Here is a 13,308-nt window from a genome sequence, read left to right as displayed (position 1 = left end):
GCAAGTTGTCGGCGGTGGCGTGTCGATTCGTGATCGTGGCGTCGGCGCGGGCGTCTGCGGCGACGATGTCAGTGCGGCCTCACCTCGCGTGCTGCTGGAGGAAGTCGGTGACGTCCGGGTTGAGTCGCAGCATGCCGAGCCATGGGGCTCCGCCCCAAACCCCGGCCCTCCTCGGAGGGGGCCGGGGCCTGCGCACGGGTGCGGCTCCGCCGTGGTGATCGTGCTCGGGCCGCGGGTGGTCCCCTCCTCGACCGGACACCCAAGGGCGTACCCGGAACCTCCGGGGGCCGCGAAGCTGCCCGATTGTAGATGACGAGCAGTCAGCAGGAAAATGGGTACGCTCCGGGCGCTGGACCCGCTGGACCGGAGGGCTACTGCTCACAGCGCCTGCACGGGGTGCCTTGGGTCGATCCCGGCAAGCAGGCCGGTGATTGCCAGGGGCGGCTGCTCGCTGCTGAGCGGGCGAGGGGAGGGGTGTTCCCACTTCGTGACTGATGGCGCATCGACAACGAGTAGGGGCTCGGACACGCCACCCCACCCCACCGCGATGCCGGCGGACGGACCCCACCCGACGGCGACGCTCCGTCGTGCTGTGGGGGTGAGTCACGTGGTGCCCCGCCGCGGGTTCCCGCGACGGCTCGTGCCGGTGGGGGCGGGGGACGGCCTTCAGGCCGAGGTGGGCGGAACCTCGGTGCCGTGTTCGGCGAGCAGGCGGTAGCGTCCGTTCTCCCGGCGGACGGTGCCGGCGGTGGGCCGCGGGAAGTGGGTGCCCAGGAGCAGGGCGTCGGTGTCGGCGAGGTCGTCGAGCAGGTGGCTCCGGGTGCGGAGCGCCTGGGCGGGGTCGATGTCGACGCAGCTGGTCACGTGGGGATGGGACAGCTGCACGGGGTGGTGGATGCTGTCGCCGGTGATCAGCGCCCGGCGTTCGCTGCCGCGCAGTTCCACGGCGACCTGCCCCGGGGTGTGGCCCGGTGCCGGGACCAGAAGGATGCCCGGGGCCACTTCGCGCCCGTGCTCGGGCACGTCGACGAGGTCGTACTGTCCGTTGTCGCGAACGGGGTGGACGGAGTCGCGGAACATCTGGCTGCGGGCCTCGTCCAACTCGGTGGCGGCCCAGTGGTCCCATTCGGTGCGGCTGGTGAGGTAGCGGGCGTTGGGGAACGTCGGAGCCCACTCGTCGTCGACGAGGCGGGTGTTCCAGCCGACGTGGTCGGTGTGCAGGTGGGTGGTGATCACCAGGTCCACGGACTCGGGCGGGAAGCCCGCCGCCGTCAGGCGCTCCAGGAAGTCGGTGTCGAGACCGTGCCAGGCCGGGTTGGCGCGGGTCTTGGCGTTGCCGATGCCGGTGTCGACGACGATCCGCAGGCCGCCCGCCTCCACCGCGAAGCTGTGGCTCGCCAGGCGGGGCACGTCGGCGTCGGCGAAGTCGGGGCGCAGCCAGGACGCTTCGTCCAGCACCTCCTTGGTGGCCTGGGGCAGCAGCCATGGCCCGGTCTGCGGTGGCAGTTCGATCTCGTCGACGCGGCGTACGGCGATGTCGCCGAGGTTCCATGCCGGAGTGGCGATGGCGGGTGCGGTCTGGCGGGGCGTGCCGGTGTTCATCGGTGGGTCCTTTCCGAAGGGGGTGCGGGCGGGGGTGGCGTCAGGCGGTGGCGGGTCGCCGCGTGGTGCGGGCGAGCCTGGTCAGGCCGATCAGGGTCAGCAGGACCACCGTCACGGCGTACAGCGACACGGCGGTCTGGAGGCCGTACAGATTGGTCAGCAGGCCGGCGAGGACCGCGGGGACGCTCATGGCGAGGTAGCTGAGCACGTAGTACGCGGCGAGCGTTCCGGCGCGTTCGCCGGGTGCGGCCGGGGGCAGCAGCAGGCGCAGGGCGCCCTGGCCGACGGCTCCGAAGCCCGCGCCCGCCAGGGCGGTGCCGGCGAACAGGGCGAGGAGGCTGTGCAGGTGCGGTCCGCTCAGGGTCAGCAGGGCCCCCGGGATCAGGGCCGCGGTGCCCGCGAGGCTCACGGTGCGGGCGGCCAGCGGCCGTGCGGCGTGGACGGCCAGGCCGGCCGTGGCGGTCAGGGTGAAGAAGACCAGGCCGCCGGTGGCCCGTGCGGCGTGCGGGGCGATGAGCCGGGCGAGTGAGGGGCCGAGGGAGGAGTAGAAGCCGCCCAGCGCCCAGGCGGCGATGATGCCGGGCGCGACGAGCGTCATGGCCGGGCGGGAGGCGGGCGCGATGCTGACGCCGGGGCGCAGCGAGTGCCATGCGCCGGGGTGGGGGTGCGCGGTCTCGGTGGTGAGGAGGACCGCGGCGGTCTGTACGGCGAACAGCACGAGCAGCAGGAGGTAGACGGTGCGGGTGGGGGCGGGGGCGTACTGGGTGAGGGCGGTGGAGACCAGGACGCCGGCCGCCATGCCGGCCACCGGGGTGGTGCTGTTGGCGAGCGTCGCCCGGCCCGGCCGGTCGGGGTCCTCGAAGTCGAGCAGGGCGGCTCCGGCGGCGCTGGTGGCCACGCCGGTGGCCAGGCCCTGCAGGATCCGGGCGGCGATCAGCGTCGGCACTCCCTGGGCGGTGGCGAAGAGGGCCATCGCGGCGGCTTCCGCGAGCAGCGCGCCGACGAGTACGGGGCGTCGGCCCAGGTGGTCCGAGAGCGTTCCCGCGGCGAGCAGTGCCACCAGCAGGGCGAGTGCGTAGGCGCTGAACACGACGGTGACCGTCATGGCCGAGAAGTGCCACGCGGCCTGGTAGAGGGCGTAGAGCGGGGTCGGCGCGCTGGAGGCGGCCAGCAGGCCGACGAGGACGGAGGCGTGGAGGGTGAAGGCGCTGCGGCGGCCCAACACGGGGAGGTGGCGGAGACGGGACGACGGGGCTGTGACGCTGGGCATGAGCACCTCTGAGCCTTAAGGCAAACACTTTGCTTTAAGGAGAGAGTAGCAGTCCCCGGCCCCCGAAACGCAACTTCTTAGCTTTTAGTGCGAGGGATGGTGGGAGTCCGGCCGAGCGCCGCCTCCACGAGGTGGTCGGTGTAAGTCGCGGACAGGTCCGAAGGGCGGAACAGGATGCGGTACATCAGGGGGGAGACGACGACGTCCAGCAGGGTCTCCACGTCGGGCACGGCCTCACCGCGTCCGGCGGCGCGCACGCCGATGTCCTTCAACTGCTCGGCGGCGTAGTCGGAGCAGCGGGCCGCGTTGCCCTGTTCCGGGTCGCCCAGCAGGGCGTCCCGGATGTAGGTACGGCCCGCCGGTGAGGACATCTCCTCGGCGAACTGCTCCGCCCAGGCCGCCAGGTCCGCCCGCAGGCTGCCGTGGTCGGCCGGCGCGGTATCGGGTCGCAGCCGCTCGACGGCCACGTCGGACAGCAGTTCCCGCAGATCTCCCCAGCGCCGGTAGACGGTGGACGGCGTGACCCCCGCGCGGGCGGCGATCAGGGGCACGGTGAGCGCGTCCCGGCCCAGCTCCGCCTCGAGATCTCGGACGGCCTGGTGTACGGACTGCTGGACGCGGGCGCTGCGCCCGCCGGGGCGTGCGGCTGCTCGGGCACTCATGGGTACAGCTTAACGCGAAGAAGTTGCGTCGTGTTGCCTGAGCACCCTCGGCCCGAGGGGGCCGCTGGAGCACCCGGCCCTCGCGGCGGGCCCCCGAAGTGCCGCGACGGTTCGGCACGGATCCCGGGCATCGCGGCGGACCGGACAGCGGCGGCCGGCCGGGCGCCGGTGCCGAAGCCCGGGCCCACCTGATCCCACCGGTCGCCCCGCCGAATCCCAAACCCGTTGGCTGACAAGGCTCTTGGCGCGTCGCACCGAGTCGGCCCGGCACCGTGCGGTCCGAACGGCCTCCCGCGCGTCCGGACGCGGCAGGACGCGGCAGGACGCGGAGCGGGACGTGCCCGGTCCCGTGAGCAGGTGACAGTGCTGGGATTGTCGGTGTTTCCGCGGGCTCTGCGGTGCTGCTGCGGACGGGAGTTGCCGTGGTGCATGCTTGAGGCATCTCCGGTCTCCTTGTCGGGGCCGGAGGCCGGGGCAGCGGACTTCTGCGCAGTCGGCCGTTGCCCCGGGCGCGGTCCTGAGCGCTCGACGCGGCCACCCGGGAGGGGTTCCGCGTTGGTCCGAACTCCGAAGCATCGCGGTCTGACAGGAACTCTGACGGACACTCAAGTGGCGCGGTCGAAGGCCCGCGAGCCCTGGTGCACGGTGCCGCGGTGTCCGGTGCCCGGCCGCAGGTGGGTCTTCGGGGCGGTGAGCCGCAGGTGGGCGCCCAGGGCCACGCCGAGCTGGAACCGGTTGTCCACGCCGAGCCGGTCCATCAGCGAGCGCAGGATGTTGGTCACGGTCCGCGGGCTGATGCCCAGCCGGTGGGCCGCGCTGGAGTCCGTGTGGCCGGCCATCAGCAGCGAGATGAGCTTGCGCTGCCGCTCGTCGAGGGTGACCGAGCAGGGAGCGCCGGCCGGGGCGTCCGGCTCAGCCGCCGACGCCCCCTGCGGCGTCCCGCCCACCGCTCCACCGCCGTGCCTCGGGGGCGGGCGTCTGGTGCTCGAAGCGTCCATCGTGGTCTCCCTCTGCTCTGTGTGGTGGACGGGCGTCGCGGGGAGCGAACGGGTGGGGCGGCACCGCGCACCCCAGCCGGACCGCCAGGAGCGCCAGCTGGACGCGGTTGGCGGCTCCGCTCTTGTCGCGCAGCCGGCGAGCGTAGGTGTCGACGGTGTGCGGGCTGATCCCCAGCCGGTGCGCGATGACCTGGTAGGTCGCGCCCTCCGCCAGATGGGTGAGGATCTCCCGTTCGCGGGGGCTGAACGCCGGCGGGGGCGGGGTCTCGAACGACATGGTGGCCTCTCGGTCTACTCGGTCCACGAGGTGAGCGGTGCGCCGGAGGCGGGCGGTGCGACCGGATGGCGCGACCGCCGGCTCAGCCGCCCCAGGAGCTGTCGTCGCACCTGAAGTGGCGGGGGCAGTTGAACCTGCCGCCCCGGTCCGCGGCGGCCAGCACCGACGTCCGCTGCGTCGGGTGGGGGGTGGCCGCGGCGGCGGTGACGGCCGGAGCGGCCCCGATGACCAGCACGGCGGCGACCGCCGTGGTGTTGACGATCCGCTTGAGCAAGGTGAGTCGCTGCATGGGATTCTCCAGGTGGGTTCCGGAGCCCCAGGGGCAGGGGCTCGTTCGGTCACCTGTGAAGCGTCGCTCGCTGCCTATCCTGACTGCCATGGGTCAAACGCTTCACCAAAGTGCCAAACACCAAAATGACAGGTGGGCAGAAGTGGACAAAGTGCAGGCAAACAGCACTTTCTCCCCTGCCGCCCACTTGCAGGAGATCGACCTGGACGTCTACGCCTGGATCGGCAAGCACCGGTCGGTGGACCCGGAGGCGGTCGCCAAGGGGACGGCGCTGGCCGTTCAGGAGGCGACGGACTCGATCGGCCGGTTGATCTCCGCCCGGCTCGTGCACACTACCCCCGAGGATCCGGCGGTGGGTTACGCGGTGGCGCCGGAGACGGCCACCGCCCAGCTCGCCGCGCCGATCGAGGAGCGGATCCGCGAGGAGCGGCAGCGGCTGGTCGGGATCCGTGAGGCGCTGGTTCGCTACACCCAGGCGTACCACCGCTCCTCGTCGCCCAGCTCGGGCGGTCTCGAGGTGCTGGACAACCTGCAGGACGTGCGCGCGGCGCTGACCCGCGCGGCGGCCAACTGCGCCGAGGAGATGCTCTCCTGCCAGCCCGGTGGTGGCTCCCGGGTCCCCGCGGCGATGCAGGAGGCGATCGACCGGGACCGCGAGATGCTGGAGCGCGGCATCCGGATCCGTACCCTGTACCACCACACCGCCCGGTTCAACGTCCCGAGCCAGGCCTACGTGGCCGCCGCCTCCGTGCTCGGCGCCCAGTACCGGACGGCGCACGAGCTCTTCGGCCGGCTCATCGTCTTCGACCGTGAGCGGGCCTTCATCCCGGTGCAGGACGGCTCGTGGGGTGCGGTGGTGATCAGCGAGCCGTCCACCGTCGGCTACCTGTGCGAGATCTTCGAGCAGACCTGGGAACGCGCCACGCCGTTCGCGGACGCGGCGAGCCAGGGGCTCGGGCAGGTCTCCCGGGAGATCCACGAGACGATCATCCGGCTGCTGGCGGCCGGCCTGAAGGACGAGACCATCGCCCGTCGGCTGGGCATGTCACTGCGCACCGCACGGCGTCACATCGCGGACATCATGGAGCAGTTGAACGCCACCAGCCGGTTCCAGGCCGGGGTCGCGGCGGCGGTCGGCGGTCTGCTGGACGGTGACGATCCGCTGCCGGCGGACGGCCCCGGTAACGTGAACACGTGACTACCGTCGGTCCGCGTGGTGTGGCATGGTTCCCGTACCCCCCATGACCCGGTCAACAGTTCTGGGCGTCCCGGCCGACCCGGGCGAGGTCGGGCGGGGGGACGACACGGGGGAAGCTCGACATGCCGGACACGCAGCATACGGCCGCCGAGGCGGCGGAGCTCCACCATCGGGAACTGGCCCTCTTCCTGGCCGTTCACCACGACCGCTCACCGGGCGTCTTCTGGCCCGAGCACGAGCACCCCGCGTACCGGCCCGCCGCCAGCGCGGACCAACTGGACCTGCTGGCAGTCTGCTTGGGCCGGCTCACCGGCTATGCCGTGCGTACCGTGCGCGGCACCGTCGCGGGCGACTCGGTGCGCTACGCGCCGGTCGACTCGCACGTGATGGTGCACCAGACCGTCGGGGTCGGTGAGTGGTACGTCTCCGGGGCCGGGCCCGCCGCGCCGGTGGCGCTGCAGTGCCGGCTGCGGGCCGGCGAGGTGCTCTACATACCGCCGCGGTGCGCCTGGCGCGCCGATCTCTCCCCGACTTCGCGACACCTGCTCAGCTACCTGGGGCCCGACGCGGGATCCGGCCCGATCGACGCGAGCACCGAGGACTTCTGATTCCGGCAGGCCTCACCGCCCCCGGGACGGCCCGCCCCCACCACCTCGCCGCCGAACACGGCGGGCCCGCGGTCGTGGACCGCGGGCCCGCCCGGTGCTGACGGCTCAGGCGCCGCTGGCGACCTTGCCGAGGTCGCTCCAACCGCCGTTGCCGTCACCGCCGTTCCAGGCGTACACGGTGACGCTGCGGTCCGGGTTGGCGAGCACGTAGTCGGCGTGCCCGTCGCCGGTGAAGTCGGCGAACTGCACCCGGTCGTGGTCGGTGGTCAGCCCGTTGGCGACCCGGCTGATCAGCTGGTAGTCCCCGTGGTCGTCGCCGCCGCGGTTGAGGTAGGCGGTGACGGCGCCGTCCGGATTGACCACCAGGTAGTCGGCCCGGCCGTCGCCGTCCAGGTCGGCGAAGCGCAGCCGGGTGCGGTCGCCGGTCACGCCCCGCGCGATCTGGCCGAGTTCCTGCCAGCCGCCGTGGCCGTCGCCGCCGCGGTTGAGGAAGGCGGAGACCGTGCCGGTGTCGGTGATGGTGAGGTAGTCGGCCTTGCCGTCGCCGTCCCAGTCCGCGAAGCGGACCTTGCTCTGGTCGGTGGTCATCCCGGCCGCCACCTTGTTCAGCACCTGCCAGCCGCCGTTGCCGTCGCCGCCGCGGTTGAGGTAGGCCGTCACCGAGCCGTCCTGGTTGATCACCAGGTAGTCGGCCTTCCCGTCTCCGTCGAAGTCGGCGAACCGGACGCGGCTGCGGTCGGTGGTCACGCCCCGCGCGATCTGGCCGAGTTCCTGCCAGCCGCCGTGGCCGTCGCCGCCGCGGTTGAGGTAGACCGAGACCGCGCCGTCGTCCCCGACGGTGAGGTAGTCGGCCTTGCCGTCGCCGTCCCAGTCGGCCCAGCGCACCCGGTCGCTGCCGCCCACCTCGTTCGCGGCGGCCGAGCGGTGCCCGACCTTCTGCTGGATCCACTGGCTGATGTCGTCCACCCGGGTCTCCACCGCGCTGGTCCGGGTCTCGCTCTCGCCGAGGCAACCACCCTGCCAGGAACGGCTGTTGAGCGCGGCCAGCTCGAAGCCGCCGGTCCGCTCCCGGTAGGCCGGGCCGCCGGTGTCGCCCTTGCAGATCGCCGCGCCGGCCGCCGCGGGGGAGACGTCGAGCGTGCCGTCCCCGACCGTGTCCACGGTGAAGGCGGCGTTGTGCGCGACGTCGGGCACCCAGGCGTCCTTGGTGCGGCCGTAGCCGGCGGCCCTGAGCACGTCGCCCTTGGCGGGCGCGGTGGTGGCGAGCGCGACCGGCGCGACGTCGAAGACCGGCTGGGCCAGCCGGGCCAGCACCAGGTCGCGGTCCTCGCGCGGCACCAGCTCGGCGACGTCCACCAGATGACCGTCCCCTCGGGTGATGTCGGTGCGGCCGACGGTGGCCGTGGTCCTCAGCGCCGGCGCGCCGGCGCCGATCTTCGCCCCCTGCTGGGGGTCGTCGGCGAAGCAGCTCGCCGCGGTGGCCACCCAGCGGGCCTCCACCAGCGCCCCCGTGCAGGAGCGCTTGCCGCCGATGTCGAGCTTGACGGTGAACGGCTGGTCGCCGCCGGCCGCCGCACCACCGGCGACGGCGCCGGCGGGCGCGGCGCCGCCCACGGTGAGGGCGCTGCCGCCCAGGGCGGCGAGGAACAGGGCGGTCGCCGCGGTGCTACGCGGACGGGTCAGGCGCATGAGCAGGTCCTGGCTTTCTGAATACGTGTCGGTCGGGCGAAGGTGTCGGTGTTCCGGATGGCGCCGTCGATGCCCTCGCCGCCGCCCTTCCGGTAGGTGACGTGGGCGCCGTCGTCCCGGAGCCTCGGGTGCGCGCCCGAGGACCAGAAGGTGCCCGAGCTCCGGATGACACCGGTGTTGGTGCCGCCGCTACTTGGAGGAGCGGATCTCCACCAGGGTGTGGTCACGCTCCTTGGGGTCGGCGGCTTCGCCGACCTGGACCCAGGCGTCCTTCTCGATGTCGAAGGACTTCTTCTCGTTGGCCACGGTCATGTCGATCTGGGTGTCGTAGCTGTTGCCCATGAAGCCGTAGACCTTGGGGACTTCCAGGGCCAGGTAGCCCCCCTTCCCGGTGACCTGGAAGCAGAACTTGGGCCTGCTGCGGGACCAGACCTCCAACTGGCCGGGCGCGGCGCCGCATTCGGCGAGGGTGATGTGCCCGTCACCGCTGATCAGCTTGATGCCCTTCTCGGCGAGGATCCTGTCGGCGCCCGGGTAGCTGAAGTCCTCGACCGCCGGGGGCGGCGTGGCGGACGTGGCCGCGGTCGCCCTGGTGTCGGTCGAGCTGTCGGCGGCCAGGGCGATACCGGCGCCGGCGGTGAGGAGGACGGCGCCGGCGGCAACGGCTGCCACCACGTTCCGGGAGAACGGTGTCATGGGAGTGCTGCTCCTGGTGGGGTGAGGTGCCTGTCGTGAGAGGTCGTGCGCGGGCGCCGCGGTGGGCGACGGGTCCGGGCCCGCCGCGGCGCGCGGCGCCACGGGTCCGGGCGACCCGGCGCTCGGATCCCGGCAGGGCAAGGGGCCGTCACATCGCAGCCGCACGGGCGGCGCCGTCCGCTGACCCGCGTCCGGTCGGCGAGCCCTGACCCTGTGACGGGACGGGGACATCCGGCCGTGATCCGGCGCGGGCGCAAACGTATGACATGCCCCATGAGTTTGCAAATCATTGGCAAAGCCATGGGGGTGTCGGCCGGGTCGGCGTGGCTGGCCGGATTCGGCCGAAGCCCATTCGACCCCCGGCTCCGGTGGTGGCCTTTGTCTGTGATCCATGTCTCGTGGTCGCCCCGGGTTGCTCTCGGGAGACATGACGCAACGTCAGGACTGCTTTCTCCCATCATGTGTGATCAGCAGTTACCTGAATGAGAGCGGAGCCCATCCCGGTCAAGCAATTTACCGTTTCATTACCTTCTCTTTTCCTGTGCAAAGATCACGCCGGTGGTCGCCGAGAGCCGCGGCCGCCACGCAGATGAACCCTCGGGGAAGCGAAGTAGGGGCATGAAGACATCGAGCGCACCGCGCGTGCGACGACGACCACGCGCGGTACTCCTGGCGACCACGGCACTGACGATGGCTGTGACCGTGCTGGGCACCTCGGCGGTGTCCGCCGAGCCGGTGGGTCAGGGCCGCGCACTGCCCGCGGACGCGCGCGTCCAGGTGCTCGACGCATGGCAGCTCGGCGGTCCGACCGCCAAGAGCGCGGCCGCCGACGCCCTGAGCGGCAGTGACCAGGAGATCACCGCCTTCCTCACGGACGGACTGAAGCAGGCTCAGGCGGAGGACGAGCGCTTCGCGGTGCTGCGGATGCTCCCGCTGGCGGGCAAGGGGGTACGGGAGGCGGCCCAGAGGGCGCTGAGCGGGTCCGACGAGGAGCTGCACACCTTCGTCACCTCCGGGTTCGCGCAGCCGCTCGGCGACGACCGCCGGGTCGCGGTGCTCCGGCTGATGAACAACGCCGACCGGGCGGTGCGCGAGGCCGGCCAGCAGGCGCTGAACGACGGCAGCGACAAGGCCCTGGACGCCTTCCTCACCACCGGGGTGCAGGCCGCCCGGGAGGAGGACGACCGGGTCAGGGTCTTCAAGCTCATGCGGACCGGCGGGCCGGAGGTGAAGAAGGCCGCGCAGCAGGCGATGTCGGGCACGGCGGCGGACATCTCCCGGTTCCTGACCAGTGGTCTGGAAACGGCCCGGGCCCGTGACCAGGAGACGCTGACGGTCGACCAGCTGGTCCTGATGGCCAACGAGGCCGGTCAGCAGGCCAAGGCCGAGACCGACGCGGCCAAGGACGCCTCCGCCGCAGCGAGTGACGCGGCCCGCCTGGCCAAGGAGGCGGCGCAACGGGCGGCGAAGGAGACCGAGGCGGCCAGGCAGGACTCGCAGCAGGCCGGCCGGGCCGCCGGGCGCGCCGCTGAGGCGGCCGACGCCGCGGCATCGGCGGCGCGGACGGCGATCCAGGCCTCCAGCACCGCGGTCTCCGCCGCCAGGGCGGCCTCCGCGGCCGCCTCCGCCGCGGCATCGGCCGCGGCCGCGGCGGGGCAGGCCGCCTCGCGTGCCTACCAGGCCGCCACCTCGGCGTCCGCCAACGCGAGCCAGGCCGATGCCGCGCGCAAGGCCGCCCAGAAGGCACGTGACGCCGCGGCCGGTGCCCGTACCGCGGCCGAGGCGGCCTCGCACGCCGCCGATGCCAGCGCCGAGGCCGGCCGTTCGGCCGGCGCTGCCGCCCAGGCCGGCCAGGACGCGGCAGCGGCGGCCGAGGCAGCGGCGGCCGCCGGGCGCAGCGCCGGTGTGTCGGCCGCGCAGTCCCGCAAGGCCGCGGAGGCCGCCGACCGGGCGCGCGGCGCGGCGTCGACGGCCGGCGCGGCCGCAGGGCAGGCCAACTCGCTGGCGAGCGCCGCCGCGGCGGCCGCCCGTGACGCGCAGGGCAGCGCCAGCAGTGCCGCCGATCACGCGGAGGCCGCGGCCGGGGCGGCGGACGACGCCGTCGAGCACGCGGGCCAGGCCCAGGACTTCGCGAACCAGGCGACCGCGCACGCCAACGCGGCGAGCCAGGCCGCGCAGGCCGCCTCGGCCGCGGTGGCACAGGCCCAGAACGTGGCCAAGCTCACCGAGGACAGCGAGCAGGCCCGGCTGGAGGCCGACCAGAAGCTCGCCGTCCAGGAGGCGACCGCCATCGCGGTGGCCGATCAGGACGACCAGGACCAGCTGAACCGCGTTCAGACCCAGGCCGCCGAGCTGGACCAGACGACCCAGGACCTCCTCGAGCGGGCCGCGGCCTCTGGTGACACCGCCGAGGTCGCGCGGTTGGGCCGCAAGGCCGCGGTGAACCTGCTCGGCTCCACCGGCGCCTGGACCCGCCAGGCGGCCCGGGACGCGGTCGTCGGCAACGACGACACCGTCGTCGCCTGGGTGCGGACCGACCAGGTCAAGGCCCTGCAGCAGGACGATCGGGAGAAGGTGCTCCACCTCGCCCAGATCGGCAGCCCGGTCCTCGCCGAGGCGGCCCGGGGCGTGCTGGACGGCGACGATCCCGCCAAGGTGACGGCCTTCCTCACCGACGGCGCCTACGACGTCCAGGCCGACGACTACCGGGTCCAGACCCTCAAGCTGCTCAACGGTGCGGGCAAGGCCGTCAAGGCCGCCGCGAACGCCGCCATGAACGACGGCAGTGTCAAGGCGCTGCGTGACTTCCTGACGACCGGCTACCGAACCGCCCTGGCCGAGGACGACCGGGTCGCCACGCTGAGCCTGCTCAACGACGCCGGTCCGAATCTGCGGGCGGCCGCCCAGGCCGCGATGGCCGGACCGGTCTCGATGCAGCACGACTTCGTCACCCGGGTCCGGTACAAGGCCGCCCAGCAGGACCAGGACACCGCCACCCACGTCGCGGCCATCCGCGCCGCCATCGCCGGTGCCGCGGGAGTGGCGGCCCAGGCCCACCAGAGCGCCGCCGAGGCGGGCGAGGCGGCCGCCAACGCCCGGGGCGCCGCCCAGGAAGCCGCCGGCTGGGCCGACCAGGCCCGCACCTCGGCCGACCAGGCCAACGGCTACGCCCAGCAGGCCCGCGACCGAGCCGCCGAGGCGAGTGACTCGGCCGCCCGGGCCACCACCTCCGCCGAGCAGGCCGGCGCCGCCGCCAGCACCGCCAGGACCGCGGTGCGGCAGGCCAACTACGCCGTCAACCAGGCGGCCGTCTCCGCCCAGCAGGCCAACGCCTCGGCCTCCGGCGCCCATACCGCCGCGGTCGGGGCCCGCGCGTCAGCGGTGGCGGCCGGCAAGGACGCCGCCGCGGCTGATCAGGCCGCCCGTCAGGCCCGGGACATCGCCGTTCAGCAGAGCCAGCGGGAGCAGGCGGAAGCGGCGGCCAGGGCGGCGGAGCAGGCCAGGGAGAACGCCAGGACCGGGCAGAACCCGGCGAACGACCCGAAGAACGACCGGGTCGACATCCCCGCGTCGAACACCGATGTTTCGGGCCCGAACTCCGGCGGCGCTCCGGCGCCACCCGCCGACTGGAAGGGGACCGCCCAGGAGTGGGCCCAGCGCCTCGGTCGGGTGAGCACCGTCCTGGGGGTCGGGGCGTTCGTCACGGGCTTCATCCCGGGAGTGGACCTCGTCGCCACACCCCTTCTGGGCGGCGCCTCTCTCGTCACCGGGGTGATCAGTACCGGGCTGTACGGTCTTGGGTATGGCTTTACCAGTGAGGAGTTCGTCGGTAGTGTTGCCGGAATGGCGCTGGGCGGAGTCATGTCCGGCATGAACAAGGTGATCGCATCGTCCGGAATCACCTCGGTGGCGACGAAGTCGATAACGAAGGCCCATGAGGCGGTATCCAGCATCGTGGGTCTGTTCACCTGGTAGCACGGGTGGTGCGGGAGAAGCTCCCGAGGAAGCGCGGCCGTCGC

The 13,308-nt window shown here is 73.1% G+C and carries 11 protein-coding genes; 3 read left to right on the top strand and 8 right to left on the bottom strand.

Annotation, left to right across the window (positions count from 1 at the left end; all coding sequences use genetic code 11):
- Positions 1-666: 666 nt before the first annotated feature.
- The 6 genes from ACIGXM_RS03445 to ACIGXM_RS03420 all read right to left on the bottom strand — a co-directional run bounded on the left by ACIGXM_RS03445 (position 667) and on the right by ACIGXM_RS03420 (position 5,098).
- Positions 667-1,602 carry an MBL fold metallo-hydrolase gene (locus tag ACIGXM_RS03445; RefSeq protein WP_396556329.1) on the bottom strand — a complete coding sequence of 312 codons (936 nt, stop codon included), beginning with the start codon at positions 1,600-1,602 and terminating at the stop codon, positions 667-669.
- Positions 1,603-1,642: 40 nt separating this feature from the next.
- Positions 1,643-2,872, bottom strand: a complete 1,230-nt coding sequence (locus ACIGXM_RS03440) for an MFS transporter (RefSeq protein WP_396556327.1) — start codon at positions 2,870-2,872, stop codon at positions 1,643-1,645.
- A 77-nt stretch (positions 2,873-2,949) separates the two neighbouring features.
- Complete coding sequence (locus ACIGXM_RS03435; RefSeq protein ID WP_396556325.1) at positions 2,950-3,534, bottom strand: TetR/AcrR family transcriptional regulator; 585 nt, start codon at positions 3,532-3,534, stop codon at positions 2,950-2,952.
- Positions 3,535-4,139: 605 nt separating this feature from the next.
- Complete coding sequence (locus ACIGXM_RS03430) at positions 4,140-4,481, bottom strand: helix-turn-helix transcriptional regulator (RefSeq protein ID WP_396556323.1); 342 nt, start codon at positions 4,479-4,481, stop codon at positions 4,140-4,142.
- A complete protein-coding gene (locus ACIGXM_RS03425; RefSeq protein ID WP_396556321.1) occupies positions 4,447-4,809 on the bottom strand; it encodes a response regulator transcription factor in 363 nt (120 codons plus the stop codon). Before ACIGXM_RS03425 ends, ACIGXM_RS03430 begins: the two co-directional genes overlap by 35 nt.
- A gap of 82 nt (positions 4,810-4,891) precedes the next feature.
- On the bottom strand, positions 4,892-5,098 hold the full coding sequence (locus ACIGXM_RS03420; protein WP_396556319.1) for a hypothetical protein: 207 nt from the start codon (positions 5,096-5,098) through the stop codon (positions 4,892-4,894).
- Positions 5,099-5,285: 187 nt separating this feature from the next.
- On the opposite strand from ACIGXM_RS03420, the gene ACIGXM_RS03415 reads away from it, so the two are divergent.
- Both ACIGXM_RS03415 and ACIGXM_RS03410 read left to right on the top strand, forming a co-directional pair.
- A complete protein-coding gene (locus tag ACIGXM_RS03415) occupies positions 5,286-6,296 on the top strand; it encodes a LuxR C-terminal-related transcriptional regulator (RefSeq protein WP_396556317.1) in 1,011 nt (336 codons plus the stop codon).
- A gap of 122 nt (positions 6,297-6,418) precedes the next feature.
- Positions 6,419-6,904 (top strand): hypothetical protein, encoded by a 486-nt coding sequence (locus tag ACIGXM_RS03410; RefSeq protein ID WP_396556315.1) that lies wholly within the window; start codon positions 6,419-6,421, stop codon positions 6,902-6,904.
- 105 nt (positions 6,905-7,009) lie between these two features.
- On the opposite strand, the gene ACIGXM_RS03405 is transcribed toward ACIGXM_RS03410, so the two are convergent.
- Positions 7,010-8,593 (bottom strand): FG-GAP-like repeat-containing protein, encoded by a 1,584-nt coding sequence (locus tag ACIGXM_RS03405; RefSeq protein WP_396556313.1) that lies wholly within the window; start codon positions 8,591-8,593, stop codon positions 7,010-7,012.
- Between the two features lie 189 nt (positions 8,594-8,782).
- On the bottom strand, positions 8,783-9,289 hold the full coding sequence (locus tag ACIGXM_RS03400; RefSeq protein ID WP_396556311.1) for a hypothetical protein: 507 nt from the start codon (positions 9,287-9,289) through the stop codon (positions 8,783-8,785).
- 690 nt (positions 9,290-9,979) lie between these two features.
- On the opposite strand from ACIGXM_RS03400, the gene ACIGXM_RS03395 reads away from it, so the two are divergent.
- Positions 9,980-13,264: a hypothetical protein gene (locus tag ACIGXM_RS03395; RefSeq protein WP_396556309.1), complete on the top strand. Its 3,285-nt coding sequence runs from the start codon at positions 9,980-9,982 to the stop codon at positions 13,262-13,264.
- Positions 13,265-13,308 lie beyond the last annotated feature (44 nt).

Source organism: Kitasatospora sp. NPDC052896 (assembly GCF_044547075.1).
Taxonomy (GTDB): domain Bacteria; phylum Actinomycetota; class Actinomycetes; order Streptomycetales; family Streptomycetaceae; genus Kitasatospora.
Note: the sequence above shows the minus strand (reverse complement) of the source record. Positions and strands in the feature narration are given on the sequence as shown.

Bases quoted from the DNA above. Each gene is read 5' to 3' on its own strand.
- ACIGXM_RS03445 (WP_396556329.1), bottom strand. From the start codon at position 1,602: ATGAACACCGGCACGCCCCGCCAGACCGCACCCGCCATCGCCACTCCG.
- ACIGXM_RS03440 (WP_396556327.1), bottom strand. From the start codon at position 2,872: ATGCCCAGCGTCACAGCCCCGTCGTCCCGTCTCCGCCACCTCCCCGTG.
- ACIGXM_RS03435 (WP_396556325.1), bottom strand. From the start codon at position 3,534: ATGAGTGCCCGAGCAGCCGCACGCCCCGGCGGGCGCAGCGCCCGCGTC.
- ACIGXM_RS03425 (WP_396556321.1), bottom strand. From the start codon at position 4,809: ATGTCGTTCGAGACCCCGCCCCCGCCGGCGTTCAGCCCCCGCGAACGG.
- ACIGXM_RS03420 (WP_396556319.1), bottom strand. From the start codon at position 5,098: ATGCAGCGACTCACCTTGCTCAAGCGGATCGTCAACACCACGGCGGTC.
- ACIGXM_RS03410 (WP_396556315.1), top strand. From the start codon at position 6,419: ATGCCGGACACGCAGCATACGGCCGCCGAGGCGGCGGAGCTCCACCAT.
- ACIGXM_RS03405 (WP_396556313.1), bottom strand. From the start codon at position 8,593: ATGCGCCTGACCCGTCCGCGTAGCACCGCGGCGACCGCCCTGTTCCTC.
- ACIGXM_RS03400 (WP_396556311.1), bottom strand. From the start codon at position 9,289: ATGACACCGTTCTCCCGGAACGTGGTGGCAGCCGTTGCCGCCGGCGCC.
- ACIGXM_RS03395 (WP_396556309.1), top strand. From the start codon at position 9,980: ATGGCTGTGACCGTGCTGGGCACCTCGGCGGTGTCCGCCGAGCCGGTG.